14 protein-coding genes are annotated in these 22,588 nt (G+C 47.6%); 10 read left to right on the forward strand and 4 right to left on the reverse strand.

Translation table 11 applies throughout. The features are described from left to right. Positions 1-20 precede the first annotated feature (20 nt). The 7 genes from HJG54_RS21955 (at position 21) to HJG54_RS21985 (ending at position 11,935) form a co-directional block, all read left to right on the forward strand. Entirely contained in the window at positions 21-275 is a 255-nt protein-coding gene (locus HJG54_RS21955) for a ChaB family protein (RefSeq protein ID WP_035998504.1), read from the forward strand. Between the two features lie 512 nt (positions 276-787). Beyond that, positions 788-2,089 carry a hypothetical protein gene (locus HJG54_RS21960; RefSeq protein ID WP_316431406.1) on the forward strand — a complete coding sequence of 434 codons (1,302 nt, stop codon included), beginning with the start codon at positions 788-790 and terminating at the stop codon, positions 2,087-2,089. A 185-nt stretch (positions 2,090-2,274) separates the two neighbouring features. Then, the gene (locus HJG54_RS21965; RefSeq protein ID WP_316431407.1) at positions 2,275-3,336 is read left to right on the forward strand and encodes an NAD-dependent epimerase/dehydratase family protein; all 1,062 of its coding nucleotides are present in this window, start codon (positions 2,275-2,277) and stop codon (positions 3,334-3,336) included. 161 nt (positions 3,337-3,497) lie between these two features. Beyond that, positions 3,498-5,897: a hypothetical protein gene (locus tag HJG54_RS21970; RefSeq protein ID WP_316431408.1), complete on the forward strand. Its 2,400-nt coding sequence runs from the start codon at positions 3,498-3,500 to the stop codon at positions 5,895-5,897. Between the two features lie 473 nt (positions 5,898-6,370). Then, on the forward strand, positions 6,371-8,758 hold the full coding sequence (locus HJG54_RS21975; RefSeq protein ID WP_316431409.1) for a hypothetical protein: 2,388 nt from the start codon (positions 6,371-6,373) through the stop codon (positions 8,756-8,758). Positions 8,759-8,920: 162 nt separating this feature from the next. After that, on the forward strand, positions 8,921-10,777 hold the full coding sequence (locus HJG54_RS21980) for a hypothetical protein (RefSeq protein ID WP_316431410.1): 1,857 nt from the start codon (positions 8,921-8,923) through the stop codon (positions 10,775-10,777). 117 nt (positions 10,778-10,894) lie between these two features. Further along, positions 10,895-11,935, forward strand: a complete 1,041-nt coding sequence (locus tag HJG54_RS21985; protein ID WP_316431411.1) for a glycosyltransferase family 2 protein — start codon at positions 10,895-10,897, stop codon at positions 11,933-11,935. Between the two features lie 12 nt (positions 11,936-11,947). Here the strand turns inward: HJG54_RS21985 and HJG54_RS21990 are convergent, their stop codons facing one another. Next, positions 11,948-12,427, reverse strand: a complete 480-nt coding sequence (locus HJG54_RS21990) for an NUDIX domain-containing protein (RefSeq protein ID WP_316431412.1) — start codon at positions 12,425-12,427, stop codon at positions 11,948-11,950. Positions 12,428-12,504: 77 nt separating this feature from the next. Here HJG54_RS21990 and HJG54_RS21995 point away from each other — a divergent pair, with 77 nt between their 5' ends. After that, positions 12,505-13,335, forward strand: coding sequence for a PHP domain-containing protein (locus tag HJG54_RS21995; protein ID WP_316431413.1), 831 nt, complete (start codon positions 12,505-12,507; stop codon positions 13,333-13,335). 332 nt (positions 13,336-13,667) lie between these two features. Then, positions 13,668-14,336: a PEP-CTERM sorting domain-containing protein gene (locus HJG54_RS22000; RefSeq protein WP_316431414.1), complete on the forward strand. Its 669-nt coding sequence runs from the start codon at positions 13,668-13,670 to the stop codon at positions 14,334-14,336. A 57-nt stretch (positions 14,337-14,393) separates the two neighbouring features. Here HJG54_RS22000 and HJG54_RS22005 read toward each other — a convergent pair whose 3' ends face one another. Together HJG54_RS22005 and HJG54_RS22010 are read right to left on the reverse strand one after the other, a co-directional pair. Continuing rightward, positions 14,394-15,116: a class I SAM-dependent methyltransferase gene (locus tag HJG54_RS22005; RefSeq protein ID WP_316431415.1), complete on the reverse strand. Its 723-nt coding sequence runs from the start codon at positions 15,114-15,116 to the stop codon at positions 14,394-14,396. Positions 15,117-15,276: 160 nt separating this feature from the next. After that, positions 15,277-15,675 (reverse strand): MerR family transcriptional regulator, encoded by a 399-nt coding sequence (locus tag HJG54_RS22010; RefSeq protein ID WP_316431416.1) that lies wholly within the window; start codon positions 15,673-15,675, stop codon positions 15,277-15,279. 63 nt (positions 15,676-15,738) lie between these two features. On the opposite strand from HJG54_RS22010, the gene msrA reads away from it, so the two are divergent. Further along, a complete protein-coding gene (gene msrA / locus HJG54_RS22015; RefSeq protein ID WP_316431417.1) occupies positions 15,739-16,224 on the forward strand; it encodes a peptide-methionine (S)-S-oxide reductase MsrA in 486 nt (161 codons plus the stop codon). Positions 16,225-16,228: 4 nt separating this feature from the next. Here msrA and HJG54_RS22020 read toward each other — a convergent pair whose 3' ends face one another. After that, positions 16,229-22,360, reverse strand: coding sequence for a response regulator (locus HJG54_RS22020; RefSeq protein WP_316431418.1), 6,132 nt, complete (start codon positions 22,358-22,360; stop codon positions 16,229-16,231). Between the last annotated feature and the right edge of the window lie 228 nt (positions 22,361-22,588).

The raw sequence follows: 22,588 nt of genomic DNA on the forward strand, positions 1-22,588 counted from the left end.
GAATTCAGGAGAAAGCTACGATGCTGACACTAGAGAATTTGCCGCAAGATGTCAAAGAGTCCCTACCGCAGGAAGCCCAAAGAATGTATTTGGCTGCCTATAACAGCTTTCTAGAAAACAGCAAGGATGAACAAGCCGCTGCTCGTGTAGCATGGCAAACCATCGAAATGAATGAACACTACACCCGTGGTGAAGATGGCAAGTGGCATCGACGTAAGCCGGAAGAAGATGGCGGTGCTGGCGATAAAGCCCTCGGTGTAGCTCCTCAGAGCTAATTGACCAACGAACTAATTGACCAGAAAAGTTTGGGACGACCAAGCTGAACTAGCCAGGATTGGTGTTGCTGAATATAGAGTTTTGCCCCTTTCTCCACTCATAACCCCACGGTATCCAGGTCGTGGTATCCAGACGAGTATCTCCGCAAGGGGAAAATCATTACTCTCCATAGCTGTTGCAAGCTTACTCTACGGGAAGCCCGCAACAGAAGAGATTATCTCTCTATAGGCATATTGGAAAAGGGAGCTGGCCGAAAGTTCTAGCCCCAGCGATTTATACTCTAATTCAGCAACGCCTTCTCACGTCCCTCTGAACCAAGTGAAAAGAAGATCGGGTTGTCAGAGTTCTCAACGAAGAACTGCCCTACTCCCCTGGTTTTGATGAACAACCTTACCAACCATATCCAGACGCAACTTCATCCCCCAGACAGCAGCCCATTACACGGTGTAGAAAGGTCAGCTGATTCAGCTAAAGTAGTTATATTATCTGGTTCAGCAAGGTGACATCAATAATGGCATTTGAACAGCAAGGAAGTCTCGCGACCAAGAGCATTGAATTACGTCAAAAGTTAAATGCCTTATTAGAAGCACGCGACTCTAATGCTGCTATTCAATCCGAGCAAATTATTTTCGATCGCTTAACCTCTTCGGAACTAACACTGCTGAATGCGGATGTAATCGTAACCGCCAATGAAGTTAATCAGCGACATGGAACCGGCGTTTTAATTAATAAGATCTTTGGTAGCTGTGCAAATATTTTTTCAATTCGTGCTCACAATCATTATGATGCAGAGCATGATTTCGGCGATCTGAGTGCTGTTATATCGGTACAGGAACTCAGCCGTAAAAATGTATTTTCCAATGTTTTACAAGCTTTTGCTCAGTGTACGCCTCGTCAGGTAATTTGCATTCCGTTTGATCCAGATGAAATTCTAATTGCGATTGCGATTAAGGAATTGTTTGATGTGCCCCTCTGCATGTACATCATGGATGACAACAATATCTACGCCAAAGGCATTCCTGATCCCCTGATGCAAGAAGCACTGACCAAGTCCTCACTACGATTGGCAATTTCCCCAGAGTTACAGCAAGCCTATCAACACAAATACAACCTCAAATTCTGGCTTCTGCCTCCAGTAGTTACAGGCGAATTGATTCACACGGACATAGGCACAGTCCCAAAACCGCGCAATCCCAAAACCGGAATTATTGTTGGCAACATTTGGGGACAACGCTGGCTAGACTTGCTGCGGCAGACTGTCAAAGGCTCTGGTATTACGATTCACTGGTACTGTAATGCAGCGTCTAAAAGCCGATGGTTGCAGTTTGACCCCGCTGAACTAGCACAAGATGGCATTTTCTTTCGCGATCCGCTGCCCGAACCCGAACTGGCCGAAAAGCTGAAAGAATATGCCTTTGCCGTTCTGCCTTCTGGAGTTTTTGACAGTACAGAAACTGAAAATAATCAGGCAGTAGCGAAGCTTAGTTTACCAACGAAGGTACCGTTTATCACGGCAACATCGAATACGCCAATCCTTGTCCTGGGGAGCCGGGAGTCTGCTGCCGCTCGTTTTGTGGAACGCTTCAATTTAGGTATCATTTGCGACTATCATCCCAACAGCTTTCAGCAGGCGATCGAACAGATTACAGGCTCAGAGATGCAAACATTGCTGCGGCAGAATGCGCAGACGATTGCTCCTTCCTTCTCAGACGTAGGTATTCCCCAGTGGATTTTTCAGTCGCTTCAACGAGGTGAACCAATTGACCATCGATTTGAACAGTTCGTATCGCCTCTAGAATCTACCGAATACTAAAGCCCTTCGCTAGAGAAATTCAGGCTACCCTCCCTGACTAAAGCATTATGGGCTAGTTGAATGTGCTACATCGGTGCATTTTGCTCCAGAAGGATGGTCTTTCACGAGTGAAAGACTTTTGGTGAATGACCGAAAGTTGTAAAATAGTCCAGTTTTACAGAACCGGATCTGAGGAGTGAAGGTGCATGTCCACGGTTATTATTACTGGTTCAGCCGGTCTAATCGGCTCGGAATCAGTTCGATTCTTCGCCAATTTGGGATTCAACATCGTGGGTATCGATAATGACATGCGAGCCTACTTTTTTGGTGAGAAAGCTTCTACAGTTTGGAACCGCAATCTGTTGAAAGACACCTATGGCGATCAATATCAGCACTATGATGCCGACATTCGCAATCGTGAGCAGATTGAGGCTATTTTTAAAACCTATTCTTCAGATATCAGCCTGATCATCCATACAGCAGCTCAACCTTCCCATGATTGGGCTGCTAGTGATCCTCATGTCGATTTCACTGTCAATGCTAACGGTACGCTAGTCCTGCTAGAAGCGACTCGCCAGTGCTGTCCCCATGCTGTTTTTATTTTTACTTCTACAAACAAAGTTTACGGTGACACACCTAATTTTTTGCCGCTTGAGGAATTAGAATCTCGCTGGGAAATTTCTCCTGAGCATCCCTACTACATTGGAATTGACGAATCAATGTCAATTGACAACTCCAAGCATTCACTGTTTGGAGCATCCAAAGTAGCCGCCGATGTTTTAGTACAAGAGTACGGTAAGTACTTCACGATGAAAACAGCCAGCTTTCGAGGGGGTTGTTTGACCGGCCCTGCCCATTCGGGTGCAAAGCTACACGGGTTCCTAGCCTATCTGATGCAGTGCACCATTACTGGACAGCCCTACACGATTTTTGGCTACAAAGGCAAACAAGTGCGGGATAATATCCATAGCTTTGACCTCGTCAATGCGTTCTACCACTTCTACCAAAATCCCCGCTGTGGCGAAGTTTACAACATAGGCGGCTCCCGCCATAGCAACTGTTCAATGCTAGAAGCCATCTCAGTTTGTGAAGAACTGGTCGGTAAAAAACTCAGCTACACTTACACTGACGATAACCGTTCCGGCGACCATATTTGGTATATTTCTGACGTTAGAAAGTTTCAGCAGCACTACCCAGACTGGCAGTACAAATATACTTTGCAAGATATTTTGCAAGACATTTATACTGCTCAAGTGCAGCGTTTTTAGAGCTTGTCGTTTCAGCTCAGCAACTTTAGCTCAACCTTTAGCTCAACAATGTTTGATGTGCTTCTACCAAGCTAAATGAGCTGTGGCGCATTAGACAACGTGGATTAAGCAACCTAGATTAACAAACCGGAAATTTGCCCTGCATGGATTGCAGTTGAATTATGAATACGTTGACCCAACAGGCACAGCTACGGCAAAAACTCTCGGCTAGGCTTGAGCAATTGAGAACAGCTCAGCAAAAACCTCAACTCGATGCAATTGTTACCCACTGTGAGATCAACGAACGGCAAGGCGTGGGCATTTTGCTACAGCGAATTGGCGAACAGAACCAAGACATTTTGACCATCCGCTCCCACAATCTCTATGACGGTGTGCAAGACTTTGGTAAGTTCAATTTCTGCTTAAAACACGATAGCCAAAACCAGTTTTATATCCTCAATCGGGTCAGCCAGACACTCAAGGGCCACCAGATCAGAAGAATCCTGTCAGTGCCTTATTTTACAGATGATGTTCTCTCTACAATTGCTCTCAAAGATTTGTACGACGTCCCCCTGTGCACATATTTGATGGACGACCAAAATATTTATGCCAGAAATATTCCTGATCGGTATATTCGAGAACTGCTAGCAAAATCAGATTTGTGCCTAGGTATCTCCAGAGAGCTGTGTCAGGCGTATCAGCAAAAATATCAGGTCCAATTCTGGTGGTTGCCACCAGTCATCCCAGGCAAATTTATTCAACCTCAATCCCAACTGTTGTCATCAGACCGTTTAGCAACTCAGCGTGGAATTATTGTCGGCAATATCTGGAGTCCAGCTTGGCTAAATCGACTTCGGGGTCTGACACGAACCACAAGCATTCCCTTAGATTGGTATGGCAAGCCCAATCGAAACTGGCTGAAATTTGAAGATCATGAGCTTCAGCAAGACGGAATTACCTTTCGGGGTTATCTACCTGAAGCCGAACTGGTGGCTCCGTTGCGTCAAGCTCCTTACGCGGTAGTGCCTACAGGAGCAGGTGACGATGATGACGACAGGCCCGAAATTGCTAAGCTCAGCTTACCTTCACGAATCAGTTTTATTACTGCCGCCGGAAATACTCCTATCCTTGTGGTAGGCCGACGCGATAGTGTAGCAGCCAAATTTGTTGAAGAGTTTGAGATCGGAGTCGTCTGCAGCTACGATGCAAATGAGTTTCAGGACGCAGTCGAATACCTCTGTTCTGCTCAAGTGCAGCAGATTATGCGCAGTCGGATCGCGGAGTTAGCCAGCGCCCTCTCAGCTGATGGCATCGGTGAATGGATTTGGAATTCGCTGGCCCACGGTAGACCGATCAACACTCGTTTTGAAAATCTCAAGCCTCGCCATCAAAATCTGACAGCTGCGAATCAACGCTTGCCCCGGTTCAAGCAAAAACTAACCGATGCTAGTGTCATTATTACCCTCAACGAAGTAACCGAAAAGCATGGTACTGGAGCGTTGGTGAACCGCATTTTTGCCGGAACACCTCGTGTTTTTTCAATTCGCTCCCACAACCACTATGGCGCAGACCACCAGTTTGGCGATGTCAGTATTCAGTTAACCCAAGGCAGTTGCACTCGACATCAAGCGTTTCAAAATATCCTCAATGCGTTGCGCGGTTGCACGGTTGCACGAGCGTTTTGCGTGCCTTATGCTCCAGACGATTTGATCTCGTCTATTGCAGTTAAGGAGCTGTTTAACGTTCCACTGGGCACCTACATCATGGACGATCAGAATATTGTCGTCAAAAGTATTCCCGATCCGCTCATGCTAGAGTTTCTCAGCAAGTGCTCAGTTCGATTTGCTACCCATCCTGAACTCAGAGATGCTTACGAAGCTAAATATAATCTCAAATTTTGGCTACTGCCTGCTATCGTGCAAGAGACCTTGATTAATCGGACCTTGCACCAACCCAAACCGGAATTAGTAGCAAGCAAAACGGGCGTATTAATTGGCAGTATTTGGAGTAAAAACTGGTTTGAAATGCTGCAACAGGCCACCCAAGGAGCCAACATCCATCTCGATTGGTTTGGGCACAACCAATACTATTGGCTGAAAGAATCCCTGGAAAGTATTCGCCAGAAAGGAATTACCTCTCACGGCATTTTACCAGAACCCGAACTGGCGGAGCAGCTCAAATCGTATCCCTATGTAATCGTACCAACCGGCACTTTAGACGAACGGGACGATCGCCAAGAGCTTTCTCGCCTCAGCCTACCCGGACGCATCATTTTTGTGATGGCAACCGCTGGTACACCCGTGATTATCCTGGGCAGCCCCAAGACAGGGGCGGCTCGATTCGTACAGCGATTTGGAATTGGAACGGTTTGCGATTACGATGCTGAACAGTTGCGAGCAGCGGTTGAGCATGTCACAACACCAACGGTTCAGCGCCAAATGCGTGAACAAGCCCTAGCCGCTGGTCCACAGTTTTCTGCCGTTGGGATTCGAGACTGGATTTGGAATTCTCTAGCTAAGGGCGAGCCATCCGATCAGCGTTTCGAGCAACTATTTCCCGATCTACCGGATGAGGTAGAGTAGATTGGATACTTAATCGCGTTGGTAACCATAGGTCAATTTTTATAGGTCAATTTCCAATGTCTGAACAACCGATCCCCCCAGCCGGTCGATCTTCTCTATTCAATCTTCCCTTGGTGAGTCGGGTAAAGGTGGTCAAAGACCTCTTATTGACCAAGCTAGATGGGCTGCACGAGCAACTCCAGGCTATAGACTCTACAGTCCAAACTCTAGATTCCAACTTTAAAGCCCTAGGCACTACTACTAATGACTTGGCAAAGAACGATATTGCTCTGTTAGAAGCAACTATCGGTCTAATTGAAACACTCCAGGAAAACCAACAGTCGATTGAGCAGCAGAACCGCATGATTTTGGCTCTGCTGAGGCAAACCATTGCTAGTATTCAGCACCAAGAACATGTATCGTCACAAGTGCTGCCCGAAGTAAAAACAATTCTGCAGGAGATTCGCCAGCAGGAACAGACAAACCATCAAGCGTTGGAACAATCGCTGCATCAAAATGTAGCGCAAATTACCCAGCAAATTCAGTTAACGGAGCAAAAGATTGATCAATCGTCGAACCAAATCACTCAACAGCTTGAATTAACCGAACGCAAGATTGACCAATCCACTGAACACATCGCTCAACAGCTTGAATTAACCGAACGCAAGATTGACCAATCCGCTGAACACATCGCTCAACAGCTTGAATTAACCGAATGCAAGATTGACCAATCCACTGAACACATCGCTCAACAGCTTGAGCAGACAGAACAAACCGTTAAGCATGTCAGTGAGCATCAATCAGCATCGTTAAAAACAACACTCCACTCCATTCAGCGTCAAAATTCCTCAATCTTGTACTACACCTCACAAGCTTCAAGCAACGGCAATTCTAATCGAGCGAACGGTGCTGATCCTGTGATGCAAACTCCATCAATAGGAGTAGCCACGACCAAGCCATTTTATTTTTTTCATATTCCAAAAACAGCAGGAACGAGTCTACGGTTTTGGCTGCTAGAGTTATTCGCACAGGAGGAATATCTCGAATGTTTCTTCTTGGAAGATCTAGAAAAGATATCGTCAGAAAAAATTGCTCAACATCGTTTCTTTAGCGGTCATCTTGGCTTCAGCCTGTGTCAAGCGTTGCCCCAACAGCCCAATATTGTCACTTGGTTGCGAGAGCCAATAGAGCGAGAAATCTCCCAATATAATTATCTTCGTCAAAAGCGGAGTATGCTGCTGGATCAAGTCACTCAATCCCGTTCGGTTGAATACATTGATGCAGCTTCTCATCTCGGAATCGCAGATCTACTGCAATCAGATCTCCATTTGGGATATTACGATAATCTACAGGTTCGCTATTTATCGGGAATTGCGCCAGGGCAGTACGGTCAAACAGCCAATACTGAGGACGCTGATCGCCTGAGCTTATGGACAAGAGCGGCCAAGCAAAACTGCGACGATGAAATGCTAGCAGCCGCAAAGCGCAATTTACTTGATTTACTTCATTTTGGCCTATGCGAGTCAATGCAGGCTTCTATCGAGCTGCTATGCTATCGGGCGAATTGGGCACCTCGTCAATTTAATCTCCATCTCAACCGCAGCCAAACCGGAGCTAAAGCGTTGGCAGATGCCCTTTCTGCGGAGGAAATTGCCATCATTCGCGACATTAATAAATACGATCTTGCCCTTTATGAATTTGCTAAAGCTGAGTTCAAATTGCGCTATCAAGAACTGTGGGAGGAAAGCCTGAGGGTTAAGAAGCACCATTTTAACCTATGCTCTGATACTGAAAAACTTCCTACCTATATAGATCCCTTTAAACCAGAACCTCAAACCAGCCCAGTTGTCTCTGATTTTCTTGAGGAGCATTTTCAATATCAGCATTCTGGAGACAAGAGATTAGAGCGGTTGAATATCAAATTCTCAGATCCTATATTTATCTCTGGCTGGTATCCCCGGGAATACAACGACTCCCTGAAAACATGGCTGCGATGGGCAGGACCTGACACAACATCATACTTATATCTACCTCTAAAGCCCGGTTCGAGCTATCGAATTAGCTTTTGGGTTTTATTTTGCATGTCTACTGATATTCAAGAATCTATCTCTCTAGAGGTTGAAGGGACACCAATTCCATTGCAATCCCTTTATGTGACTGATGTAAACGATAATGTCCAATCACTATTGACAGGAGTGATTCCGGCTGAATTAATTAACGAAGGCTTTGCCTACACCAAAATTATCTTTAAAACTAATCGAGTTGTCTCTCTTGAAGTTGCTGAATCGGATCCTCCTGTCCGATATGTTAGCTTCGCAACCAACGGACTAGCAGTTGAGCCAGTAACCGACCCCAATTTAGTTGAAGCTTTGCTGCAGACCAATGCACAGCTTCAGAAATTCCAAGATCGCTCTCATCACTTTGAGGCTCAAGTTCAGCAGATTCAAACAGCCCTTCACGACTCCCAAGCACAGGTGCAGCAATTTCAGGCTGAGTTGCAACAATTAAAAGAGCATGCTGCTGCGATTCAGATTAAACAATCATTAGTTGAAGAGCAACCACAGCCTCATGTAGTTGAGGAGCAAATGCAGCTCCATGTTCAAGAAATACTGCAAGAGTCCCAAGTTCAGACGCAGCAACTTCAAAGTGAATTACATCAATCCTGTCAGGAATTAGAACAAACTAAAAAAATTCTGAAAAAGACGCAAAGCAAACTGGAGCGAGTAGATAATAAACGCAAGCAATTCCGTCAACAGCTAGAACAAACTCGATCACAGCTTCAGCAGACACAAGCGGAAGTTGAGGCAATGGAAACCAGTAAGTTTTGGAAGATGAGAAAAACCTGGTTTAGAATTAAACGTTCAATTGGTTTAGGTCATTAGATAGAATCAGATTTCGATAGAGACACGAATCTCAATAAGTCAGATAAGTTAGCACTTTTGCAAAGCGGGTGCTTGTTGAAGCGTTCATTATATTGTTTGAACTATACGCATCAGAAGAGAAATTTGCTAGAGACCTAAACAAAGTTGAGTTAGCTGAGTCCTATGTTATTACCCACCAAACCCTTTTATTTCCTGCATATCCCAAAGACAGCAGGTACCAGTTTGCGAAAATGGTTACTTAACTTTTTTCCAGATTCTGTTTTCCTCGAGTGTTATGATGTTAAAGCCTTAACTCAACTGCCTCCTGAACAAATTGCGCAATATCGTTTCTTTGCAGGCCATTTTGGACTTGAGCTATATAAATTTCTGCCGGAGAAACCTGATACAATTACCTGGCTTCGTGATCCTATCGCTCGTGAAATTTCGCAATATAATTACCTACGGCGAGAGCAGGAAATGCTCCGAGATTTATTCCTCAGCTATTCTGATTTTGGTGCAATCAAATACCTCGATCTAGTTTGTGAATTCTCACTTTTTGATTTATGCAAAACAGAAACAATCAAAACATTCCGTCTAGATAACATTCAAGTTCGTTATTTGGCTGGCGATGCGCCACCCACAAAGGGTAGACCAAGTAGCGAATGTAATGATGAAATGCTAGAAATAGCTAAGAAAAATTTACTTGGCCTACTTCACTTCGGCTTGTGTGAGTGGATGGAGCCTTCCATTGCATTACTGTGTTACCGGGCAAAATGGTTGCCCCAAAAATTCAACATCCACTTAAATCAAAGTGAAAAAAGCAGTGATGATATAGCAGCAACTCTATCTAGTGAGGAACTTGCAATTATTCGCGAAGTCAACAGATACGATTATGAACTTTATGAATTTGCCAAGGCAGAATTTAGATTTCGCTATCAAGAAATGTGGCAAACCTGCTTAAAAACAAAAACCTCCTACTTTGATCCAGTTTCTGATGCAGCAACATACCCCTCGTTTTTGGAGCCAACCCAACAATCAGAGCTGCCTAAAGAATTTCTAAACAGTTTTCTGGAGAGCAATTTTCAGCACAATTCTAGAGTTGAACGATCAGAGCAAATTTTTATTAGATTTTCAGATTCAACGTTTTCTTCAGGCTGGTATCCAAGAGAATACAGCCGAAATTTAAACACTTGGCTATGTTGGGCTGGACCTGAGACAAGCTCTCATATTTATGCTGCTCTAAAATCAGGTTTAGACTATCAAATTAGCTTCTGGCTTTTAAGATGCCAAGCTCTCGACATTCAGGAATCGCTCTCCATAGAAATAGAAGGAGTTCCAATTCAACTGGATCAAATTTCTGTAAAGACTGGTGAAAATCAATTTAAAACATTCATTACTGGCTCAATCCCATCTAAATTAATTAGAGATGACGTTACTTACACCAAGCTAACTTTCAGAGTTAATCGAGTCGTTCAGATCAATTTGTCGAACGGCAACGATTCTCGTTATGTCAGCTTTGCAATTGACGGTTTGTATATTGAGCCAAAAATGGTGACAGGTGTAATCGAAGCTGTCATTCGACTCAGAGAAAACTTTCAAGAGATGCAGCAGCAAGTTTGGTACCTCAACTATAAGATTAATGAGGCAAATGAAGCTTTACAACAAGCTCAAGTTGAGGGGCAGCAACTCCAACAAGACATGGAGCGAGAAAGAGACTATGTTCAACGGATGCAAGCAGATTTAGAGGAGAAACAAAATCAATCTCAGCAACTGCAATCCGAGTTGGCACAAGCTCGTACTGAGCTAGGGCAGTCTCATTCCGAGCTAAGCCAAGTTCGAGAGGAGTTGAAAGAAATTGACAGCAGACGCAAACAACTCGATCAAGAGTTAAAGCAAACCCAAATACAGCTTCAGCAAACCCAAATACAGCTTCAGCAAGCCCAAGCTCGCATTGCTGCCATGGAAACTAGTAAGTTTTGGCATTTGAGAAAAACTTGGTTTAGGCTCAAACAGACCCTTGGTGTAGGGCAAGGTGAATAGATTAGCCGGACTGGGAATAAGGGCTATCCAGTCTGCTAAAAGCTGTGGTAATTGGGTATTAAGTCTAAATCGCTTTAGAATGAAGGCGCTCTATCATCCCCTTTAAAGCTTAAAACCGTGAAAGTTTCGATTATTACCGTCTGCAAGAACTCTGAACACACACTGGAACGAGCCATTCAAAGTGTGGTTCACCAGACCTATTCAAATATTGAATATATTGTGATAGACGGAGGCTCAACTGATAGCACAAAGGAAATTATCAATCGCTATCTTCATCAGATTGCATACTTTGTCAGTGAAGCAGACGATGGCGTCTATCAAGCGATGAACAAAGGCATTCGCTTAGCGTCAGGAGATTGGATTTACTTCGTCAACTCAGATGATTACCTGTTTGATAACAATGTAATTCAAGATTTAGTTGATTTTACCTCTACCTATATCGATTGCAACTTTATCTACGGCGATCACGAAGCTCGTTACACAACCGGCGAATCTAATATTCATAAACCCGTTCCGCCAGAACAGATGCTAGAGGAAATGGTCAGCTTAGGCGAATGCATGATCCAACCTGCCTGTTTCTTTCAAGCTGAGTTGTTTCGTAAACTAGGACCATTCAATGAAACTTACAAAATTGCCGCTGATTACGAATGGTTCGCTAGACTGCTGCAAGATTCTAGCTTAAAGTTATGCTATTATCCACGCACGCTGGTTTCTTATGCTCATGGTGGTTTATCAGGTAACATTCCAGCTTTGTTTGCCGAAGTATTCGCAATTCAGAATTCAATTCCGCTCTATCAGCAAGAGCCTTGGCTCAGCAAACGCAACCAAAAACTCCAGCAATCCTTTATCGAAAAGTACGATCTGCTAGAGCGAACCCATCAACTGTCGATCAAACGCCTGCATCACATCGAAGCCGTAGAAGCCCATGTCAAAAATTTGGAGCAGCAAATCCAAACCTTAGAAGCCAAACTAGCCCAAACGACAGCAACCACTTCATCTCCCGTTGTCCAAATCCAAGCCGAATTTGCAGCACTACAGAACAAAGCAGAGGCTCTGCAAAATCGAATTACAGCAATGGAAACTAGCAAGTTCTGGCAACTCCGCACCGCCTGGTTTAAGCTCAAGCGCCGAATTGGGCTACCTGCCGATAATGAGTAGCGGATTCGGCACTCAGCTAACCGCCTGCCAAATCCGCTCTCGATTAAAATCAATCAATGCCTTTTGTTCTGGCCAGTACAGGTCCGGCAATTGATTGAGTGGAAACCAAGCTAACTGATTTCCTAGCTCTATCCGTTGAGCATTCGGCTGAACTTGACTAGTTGAAAACAAGAAATAATAAACCTTTTTCCAGCGCCGTTTAGAAAAACTGAGTCGCTCCCGCATGCCTAGATCGGCCAGCAACTTTAAATCGGTTAAGCCCGCTTCTTCGGCAATCTCGCGATGGGCTGCCTGCTGAATTGATTCACCCGGCTCTAATCGTCCCTTTGGCAATACAAAAGTAGCAGCACCTCGTTCCTGAATCAGGGCTACATAAACCTGCTCCGATTGGCGCCGTATCACCACACCACCCGCCGAAACTTCCTCTGGAATTCCAGGCAAGCGATGATACCAGCTATCATCAATCGGCGGATATTGAAACGAATATCCCATAGGTTACTGCTTGATAGAACGAAGTTAGCTATTCTGAGGAAAGACGGCGCTTCACCCCTACGCCCAACTTACACTCTATGCTAGAACTGCACTGCCACACCACTCACTCAGACGGCACACTCACACCACCACAACTCGTAGATGCTGCTGCCGTTGCCGGGGTTGAAATTTTAGCGATTACCGACCACGATACGATGTCAGGCTGGGAAGAAGCGACTGCTGCCGCCCGAACTTACAATATCGAGATTGTGCCAGGTTTAGAACTCAGTACCGTTCACAGCAACCGCTCCATGCATATTTTAGGGTTTTATCCCAACCGTGAACGACTTGAGACACCCCTGCAATCACGACTGGCCGGACGGCATCGCCGCGCTCAACAAATGCTGGATAAGTTAGCCGAACTGGGCTATCCGGTTGAGTTAGCCAACTTGAATGGCAGCATGGCTCCCGGTCGGCCTCATATTGCTACTGCTCTGGTGCGAGCGGGCTATGTGCAGTCGCCGCAAGAAGCATTCGAACGCTGGTTAGGTGACGACAAGCCGGCCTATGTTCAGTACGAAAAGTTTTCCGCCGTTGAGGGTATCCAACTGCTGCGTCAGTGTCAGGCCGTGCCAGTTTGGGCACATCCGTTTTTGTTTCGCGGTGGTGATGTGGAGGCCATTTTGCCGGAATTGGTGGCTGCTGGACTTCTGGGAATTGAAGTCTACCATCCCAGTCACACCCCCAGCCAGAGCCGCAAACTGGAAGCACTTTGCCAACGGTATGGGTTGCTGATGACCGGCGGCAGCGATTATCACGGTCCCAGCAAGCAGGACGACCGCCACTCTGGACTCAACCAGCTTCACCTGCCCACCGCGCTTCTACCGCCCCTGCAGCAAGCCGCGCAACAACTGCAATCACAAAATTAGCCGCTGCTAAACTCGCGCTAGCCGTGGTTTCTGGTTCAGCAAGCGACCTTTAAACCGCTAGTTACTTTGTCCTATCTGAGCCACCTGAACAAGCCTGGCACAACTTGAACTAAATGTGCTTCATTATACTAATTTCACACCGAGCAATTATTGATAAAACTTCAGTGAAATACCTATCAAAACCTCCTCAATCTACCAGCAAGCCTTTGTGATTGAGTTATTTTTTATACATTAGCTTCAGTATCTCAGTCACGAAGATGAGTCTTTTTCGAGCGGGTGCTGACTCTGTTTAATCTATTTCAACTCAGGTCATAAAACTCAGGTCATAAAACATGGTCAAAATTCAGTCATTGTTTACTTCATTACTAGTTGTGGGTGCGGTTTGCCTATCGGCACTCGAGGTTAGTGCCAAGCCCGATAATAAAGCTCCTAAGCAGCCTGCTGGCAATCCTTCCAACCAACCGGCTAACTGTACCGCCGGCAGCGTCACGGCTGGTTTACTGACCTACACGAGCTGTATTGGTTCTTTCACAGGTAATGATGTCACCGATGGCGCTGCCGGGGGTGGCGATGATCCCTTGCTCGATCAACTGACCGCCGGAGTTTTTGATGGTTTGACGAATTGGTCCTTGCTAGAAAAGGTTGATGAACCCGGCAACGGCTCCGTTCTTCGCTGGACGGAAACCAGTGAAGGAATCGGCAAATGGAGTGTTTCTACTCCCATCACCAGTCCATTCGTGTTGAGCTTAAAAGCTGGTAACTCCTGGAGCGCCTACTATTTTGCCAATCCTTCCAATCTTTCTATCAGCGAAGGCTTGTGGAACACGCTGGGAGTTTCCCTGGCAGGAAATGGCAACAACGGTAAAGGGCTATCCCATGCCTCAATTTTTGTGGCTCCTGGCGGTGATGATCCAGTCGAAGTGCCCGAACCTACCGTTTTAGCTGGACTCGGTTTAATCGCTGCCAGCAGCTTGAGCCGCTTGAGAAAGAAACCTGCCTAATTCTGCAACGCTCACCTATCCCAGGCCATCTGATGCATCCTGCTCCTCTGAATGCGTTTAGGAGGAGCATTTTTTTCGACAGGTGTAGGCAGTGATGACAGATGATGCGCGCTCCACGGTCTCAATCACGAATCCAGTCTCTTCTAGCATGCGTTCCAGAATCCAGCCAAACGTAGTGTATTCATCTCGAACGTGAGTTTCAAAATCGGTCACGGTCCAGCCTCCACCCATCGGTTTAGCTGCTCGTGCCATCCAGGTTTGGATATGCGCCTGAAACTCAGAGGGCGGAAAGGAAAATACCGTATCCCAGAGGTAAAACACACCATCTGGCCGCAGCATAGCCGCAATTCGCAGCAGCGCCACCATTTTCCAAAAGTCCGGTAAGTGATGCAATGCCGCTTGCGTGACTATAAAGTCAGCCGGCGTCGCATTGTGGTTGTAGGAGAGAAACCCTTGATGGTGAAACTGAATTCGGTCACTTAGCCCTGCTGCTGCGGCTTTCTGCCGAGCATAGGCCAACATTGGTTGAGAGACATCGACGGCATGCACCCTTGCTCCTGTTAGGGCTGCTTGAATGGCAAAGGTGCCGGTGCCACAGCCCAAGTCAATTACCGTATTGCCAGCGGTGATGCCGAGCTGTTCGACCAGGGCTTGTTCTGCTTCAACGGTAGAAGAATGCTGATTGCGATCGTAGGTGGCCACGACGGTAGGATCAGTAAAGTCGGTGCCAACCTGGCGAAATTCGTTATAAAACCAGCTAGGGTTAGGACTTATCTTCATCGATTTACCGCCTCCATCAACGAAGCTGCATAGCGCTCACCCGCTGCCTGTCTAGGAGGCCAAGGGCGGATACTTCTAGCTCACCCAATTTGCGATATTGCATGATTTGACCCCTTTGAAGAATTCCTAACTTTGACGTAAACGTAAATTTCCGAAAAAATTATTTACCTTCGCGCTGGGTTTGCTCCTCAAGCCACTGTTCAATCTGATTGATCTTGGCCTGTAACTCGGCCCGGAATTGAGCCAGAGCCGTTAACTTTTCGTCGGTTTCCTGCAAGTGCGCCTTGAGAATCTCCAGAATTTTCTGCTTACCGCGAATCCGAGTTGGGTCTTCAAAGTAGAGCGGTACGACGCTGATGATTTCCTCTAAACTGAGTCCTAGCTCCTTCAAATCATTGATTTTTTGCAGCCTTGCTAGCTCTGCCTCAGTGTAATAGCGAAATCCCGATCCCTGTCGCTCGCCCGGTTCAAGTAACCCCAAACTTTCGTAATAGCGAACGGTGCGAGCCGTCACCCCAGCTCGCCGGGCAAATTCACCAATTCGCATCTTTTCGTTCACGCAATTATTTATAGCACGACTTTAACGTTAACGTCAATTTTTAGTCGAGAACTGAGCAGCCATATGGAAAAAGCAACCTTTGGAGCCGGATGTTTTTGGGGCGTAGAAGACAAATTTCGTCGCGTCAAGGGCGTGATTTCTACCTCGGTCGGCTATATGGGCGGGCATTTCGAGCATCCCAGCTATCTCGATGTGCTGTCGCGGATCACGGGCCATGCCGAAGTTGCCCAACTCGAATACGATCCAATCCTCATCACCTACGATGACCTGCTTCAAGTGTTTTGGAGCATCCATGATCCCACCAGCTTGAACCGACAGGGCGCAGACCGGGGTGAACAATACCGTTCGGTGCTTTTTTATCACACCCCGGAGCAGCGGTTAGTCGCCGAGCGCTCCAAACGCCAATTAGAGGAATCTGGCCGCTACGACAAACCCATTGTTACTCAGATCCAAGCCGCTTCTGCCTACTGGTTAGCCGAGGACTATCACCAGCAGTACCTAGAGAAAAAGCGGCAAGAGAAGAAGCGACACAGTCAATCTGTGGGCTAGCAGGCTACTGAATATTCGTGCTCGAAACCAACACCTCGCCCTTCAGCATCCGCTGGGCCGCATCCAGCAGCATTTCTTCTAGATAGGGCTTGGTGAAGTAACCCTTAGCACCAAGCTGAACGGCCATCTGACGGTGGCGATCTGCCCCTCTAGAGGTGAGCATGGCAATTGGCAGGTGGTTAAGGTTGGCATCTTTCTGAATCCGCGACAGCAGTTCCAAACCGTCCATTCTCGGCATTTCGATATCACAGAACACCAGATCGCAAGGCAGTCCAGAGCGCAGTTTTTCCCAGGCTTCTTGACCATCGCGGGCTTGTTCGACTCGGTAGCCTACCTTGCTGAAGGTCATGGACAACAGCTCCCGCACCGTAATTGAGTCGTCTACAATCAGCACGGTAGGTTCAGTCTTCGTCGCTGATTCTGCTGGCACTTGAGCTTCGCCCTGATCCCAAAGCGAGCTGCCAGCTTCGCGGCGGATGCGACCTTGCCAGAGGTCGATGAGTTCCAGCACATCAGCAATCGGCATAATCCGGCCATCACCCAGCACCGTTGCGCCCGCCACACCTAGCGGTTTAGGAATCGGGCCTTCGAGCTGTTTGATCACAATTTCCTGTTCGCCCAGCACCTGATCCACCTGGAGGGCCAAGAAATTACCGGCACTCCGCAGCACCACAATCGAAATGATGTCTTCTTCCTGATTGCCGCCGTAGACGCTGCCTCGCCCCAGCACTCGGTTATAGCGTAGTAGCTCCGATAAGGGTTGGAACGGCAGCAAACCATCGCGCCACTGAATGCACTGCCGCCCCTGCTCATCGATCTGAATTCGTTCTTGCGGCACATCGAGCATATCTTCCACCCCATCCATCGGGAAAGCAATGCGGGCACGGTTGCTGATGCAGCACAGGGCTTTCGAGATGCTCAGCGTCAGCGGTAGCCGGATGGTGAAGGTAGTGCCTTTGCCGACTGTGGAATCGATGTTAATGGTGCCACGAATTTCGTTCAGGTTACTACGCACCACATCCAAACCAACGCCGCGTCCGCGTAAATCATCCACCTGCTCCACCGTACTGAAGCCGTGATGGAACAACAGATCATAGGTATCGAGGCGGGACATTTCACGAGCTTGAGCTGGAGTAATCAAGCCTTTGGCCAACGCCTTCGCTCGCACTTTTTCTGGATTAATTCCAGCACCATCATCACTTACCGAAATCACGGTTTGGTTGCCCTGGTGGAAGGCTCGAATGATAATGCGTCCTGTGGGAGGTTTACCAGCCGCAATTCGCTCTTCGGGGGTTTCAATGCCATGAGCAATCGCGTTATTCACCAGATGGGTCATCGGATCATAAAGCTGCTCCACAATCATCTTGTCGATCAGAGTATCTCGACCTTCGATTAGCAGTTCAGCCTGCTTTCCGTATCGGAGGGAGTTGTCACGCACGCCTCGTGGCAGTCGATCAGCGGTTTGAGCAAACGGCACCATGCGAGAACGGGTCAACCCTTCCTGGAGTTGGGTGGTAATTTGCCGGAAGTTGCGCGTTACCTGATCGGTTTCTTCCACCACAAAGTCAATGTCGGAAGCTGACTCTCGCACCCGGACAATCAGCTCGATCATCTCCTGCGATAGCGTATGGAAGCCAGTGAATCGATCCATTTCCAGCGCATCGAAACTCAGCCCTGTGGCGTGATTCGTCTGCCCTAAGCCAAATCCGCTAATCGGAGTGGTTCCCGACTGGCCCCGCCGACTAGAGAGCAGTGAGCTTTCCAAGAGGGAGCGTTCGTATAGGTCTCGCATCCGCTGACCCACATCACTTAACTGCTGCACTTGGTAGAGCAGATTATCCAAAAACTGGCGCAATCGTTCTTCCGCCTGCTCTAGGCTATTGCGGTTCACCACCATTTCTCCAACCAGGTTATTGAGGTTGTCGAGGTGTTTGACCGAAACCCGCATGGTCTGCTCATTCAAACCACTGCGACGATTGGGACGACGATTGCTGACAGCACCAGATTTCCGAGCGGGAGAGGACCCGACCCCCAAGGTTTGGTCTGCATCCTGAAGCAACGCCTCTAGATCACCAAACTCATCGTCCACTGATTTTTCTAGCCCAATCGCTGGAGTCGGCGGTATTTCTGTCGCCGTTAGCTCTGGTGCAAGCTCTGGTCTATCATCTAGCAGCGCTTCCAGGTCAGCAAAATCAGCCGTAGTTTCATCGTTGTCATCATCAAAGGCATCGGTTGCATCTGACTGATCATGAATGGCAGTAACAGAGGCGCTATCTTCAGCCAGCATGGCCTCCAAATCGTCAAATCCAGCAGGTTCTGCTGAAATATCGCCAAACTCAATCACATCCTCCTCTGCTAACAGGGAATTCAATGGATCATCTGCTTCAGCAGAGGCCAGCAGATCGAATGGGGCAGGCTGATTGTCCTCTGAACCGTACATACCAGCGAAGGCAGCTGTATCTTCAAAGGCGAACTCGCTGGCATCAGGGGGTGCATCGAAGCTCAATTCGGTATCAGGCATTGCGGCTTCTAGCTCCGCTCCACTGATCGGTAGATCTGAGCTGGCGAAATTCTCATCGGCGGCCATCAGGCCAGGTACGTCAAACTCGATAGTTGGGTCGAAATCCTGATTAAACTCGTAAATTTCCTGACTCGGCGCTTCGTTGAGATCGGTTGAATCAAACCCTATATCAGCATTAGCGATGCCGATATCTTCTAGCAACAGCTCAGGAACTTGGGCATCTTCTGTCAGCTGCATTGAAGTATCTGTTGAAGCATCTGACTGCGCCAGTAAATCCAGCTCAAATGCGTCGGGGTCACTTTCCTCGTCAAGCAAATCGAGCATCTCCCCAGTTTGTTCAGCGTCCACATCGGTTTCTAAACTGAAATCAAACGGATCGGATGAGTCCAACTCATTGGCAGCAAATGGATGATCGGATTCTGAAGATATGCTTTCGCCCCAGCCCAGCCCAGCATCGCTGTCACTACTAGAGCTACTGTTCAAGCTTTCGTTGAAGCTCTGATCTAAGCTCAGCTCCAGATCTGGAGCCAGTTCATTCAATTGATTCAGCGAATCTTCAGGCTGATCATCTGTTGTCAGGTCTAGTTCAATGCTGGATTCGATACCGGGTTCCATGCCTAGCTGAAAGTCTGGCTCTAGCAATGACTCCGTTCCTGAATCAGCTGCGCCTACAGAGCTGAATTCATCTAGTTCTGGCGGAACAACCGCCGCAGTTTCCGAACTGAAATTCAAATCAAGGCCAGGGATCTCAGATTCATCAATATTAAAGTCCGTTTCAGTCAGGGCGGTTTCAGCTAAGCCATCGGTCACCTGGTGGGCATCCTCAGATAATATGGCATTGAAATCGAAGGTAGACGGACCCGCTTCTAATGTAAATTCAGGTGCTGTAATTTCAGACGCCAGTTCCGTATCTTCATCCGTTTCAAATAGCCCAAATTCCAATTCTGATTCAGCAAACGGATTTTCGGCTTCTGAAGCTGGGACTTGACCCAACTCTAATGGTTCTGCCAAATTACCCAGCTGAGTATTCGGTTCACCTCCTAGCTCGTCATCTGCTGCGACCACGTCCGAGGATAGGAATAGATCATCCAGATCGGAGGCAGCATTCGCAGTCAGAGCGCTGTCAGTTTCAGCAAAATCCTCTGGTAGCTCAAAACTCGATAAGTTAACAGCTTCTACCGTTCCTGAGGCTTCAGTTAGATCAGCTGTAAACAAATCGTTTAGGTCTGTCGGTAAATCCTCAGCGGCAGGTGCTGCCTCAACTGTAGGGCTGTCATCAGAGCTATCATCAGCACTATTGCTAAACAGATTCAGGTCCGAGTCAAAACTAGCATCGTCCTGAATCGGGGATGGCGAGAATTCTGAACTGCTTGAGTCCGAAACTGTCGGGGCACTGTTCTCTACTCCAAAATCGGGCGGCAGTTCCGCTTCTCCAAACAATGCGAAATCCAGCTCATCTGAAGCTAGATCTGAGAATTCAGCCGATGCAGCTACTTCAGTATCAAACGGCAGCTCTGAGCTTTCCATCGCTGAGTCGATGAAGCTGAACTCTGACTCATCCGAGGAGCCTACCTCAGGAAAATCTAATGAGAAATCGGCGCTGTTAGCGTTTTGTTGCTCTGGCTCGAGATCGAGGGCGAACAGCTCAGCTTCGCTAGAATTTTCGTCAGTACTTTCATTTCCACCAAGGTTGGCAAAGGGATCGGCAAGCAAGTCCTGTTCGGATGCTGCCAGATCCAGGTTCAGATTGGACAACTCGGACAGTGTCTCCTCTCCCCAAGGATCAGCGATCTGCCAATTTTCAGGTTCTGATTCGGCAGGTAATTCTGGCTCCTCGCCCAATCCCAGACCCGATAGATCAAATGATTCTTCTGCGCTATCTTCTGAGCCAACTAGAGCGGATTCCAACCCTGCCATTTCAGACGGTGCAGCAGAGTCGGAAAATTCTAGCGTAAAGTCGGGTAATTCCTCTGGCTCTAGATCAACCAGTTCTAGATCAAACAGCGGCGCACCTAAGTCCTCGCTACTATCGACCAGGGCCTGAGGCGGTTCTTCTGCTTCTGTAGAGCCTAAGTCAAATAGTGGTGTATCAGAGTAGTCAGCCTGGAAGTCAGTGGAGGCAGCATCTGCAGCATCGAAACCTGAAGCGTCTAGAGAGCCGAAGGTTGGCTCTAGTCCGGCTAATAACTGGTCTAACCCTTGCGAATCCTCGGTTTGTCCAACTTCACCGGAATCTTCCAAATCAAACAGCGAATCCAGGGAGGCTTCTGCCGGCATTGACTGAGCACTACTGTTGAGCAGCCCCGACAAATCTTCATCGGTACTCTCTAGGGATAATTCGTTGCCCCCTTGGAACAGCAAATCGGAAAAATCAGCGGATTGATCCAACTCTAGGGATTCGGTCGAGTGGTCTGTGGGGCTATCAATAACTTCTTCCTGCCAAGCAAAACCTAGATTGGAGTCTTCTCCTTCAAACAAGTCAGCCAATGTATTCAACTCGGCCATGCCCATCTCGGGACCCGTCTGATTGTTAGTCGAAGCCATCATCGATTCATCGAAATCAGATAGAGCGGCCAGATCGACACTTTCAGCCAATTCGGTGTCTAGCTCAGAGAACAAACCAACCGGCTCAGCAGTGCTATCTTCTGAACTACCGTCCTCTAAAGCAAACAGATCCTCGCTCGCCTCCACTTCATGCTCAGAACCAAATAAATCAGCAAACGCAGCATCGCTGCTGAAATCCAGCTCGATAGGTAGAGGTTGGGGAACCAGGACCAGCAGGTCTTGACTCGCCGCAATATTGGTTAAGTCGCCTGCCAATACCTGCTCTTGTGCCCGCTTGATCTCCTTAATAACTACGGGGGCTAGGATGCGGTAGGTATTATCAGGGTTGGCAATCGCCTGCTCTGTAGTTGCCAGCAACTCACACCAAGCCGGAATATCCAACTGTTCACCTGACTGGGCCAGAGACCGACAAAGCGCTTGCAGGTGCTGACGGCTATCCAGACTATCGGCTTGCTTAAACAGTTGCAGCATCTCCCGCAGCCGCGCCGGAACGTCATTTTGAAAAATAAACCGCAGGGCACTCTCTTCGGTTGTGGCTTGCGCGAGTCGTGGATTGGTCGCAGCAGGTTGCGCTTGGGCAACAGCCGTTCCCGCTAAATTTACATCTTCTGGCGGCTGGGCACCAGACTGGCTAACCAGTTGGCCTAAATGCTGATTCAACTCAGCAAACACTGGTTCGACATTGGCCATTGCTTCTTCAGCCTTGTCATCGGTTAGACCAAAGGGTCCTTGCAGGTGCTCTAGCAAATCGTCCAGCGTATCGTAGACCCGGAGCAACAGCGTTTCTAGTTTCTGATCAATCTTGACAGGGCATTCCTTTAAAACTTTGAAATAATCTTCTAATCGATGAGCCGTATGCTGAATACTCGTGAGACCCAGCATGGCAGCCCCACCTTTCACCGAGTGGGCAGCACGGAAAACTTCATGCACCATTTCTGGGTCTTCGATAGTGGCTTTCAGGTTTAACAACCCCTGCTCAATGGTATTGAGGTGATCCTTCGCCTCCTCAATGAAGTAACCCATGATTCGCTGTTGTTGTTCCGACAGCATACGCAGTATTCCTCTAAAACTTCGGGCTTAGACCCACAACAAGATTCGATCGACTAGAGCAACCTGATGAACCGAGGGGAGGGGTTAACAAACGTGAGCAATAGACCAGAATCAAGGCAGCGAACCTGTTGGATCGCCAATGGACTTAATGTACCCGATTCCTTCAAGAACGACATCAAAATCCGCCTAAAGCAGGTTGATCAGGCATTTAAGCTACGCTTATCGGCG

It is taken from the genome of Leptolyngbya sp. NK1-12 (assembly GCF_032598965.1).
In the GTDB taxonomy this organism is placed as follows: domain Bacteria; phylum Cyanobacteriota; class Cyanobacteriia; order Elainellales; family Elainellaceae; genus Elainella.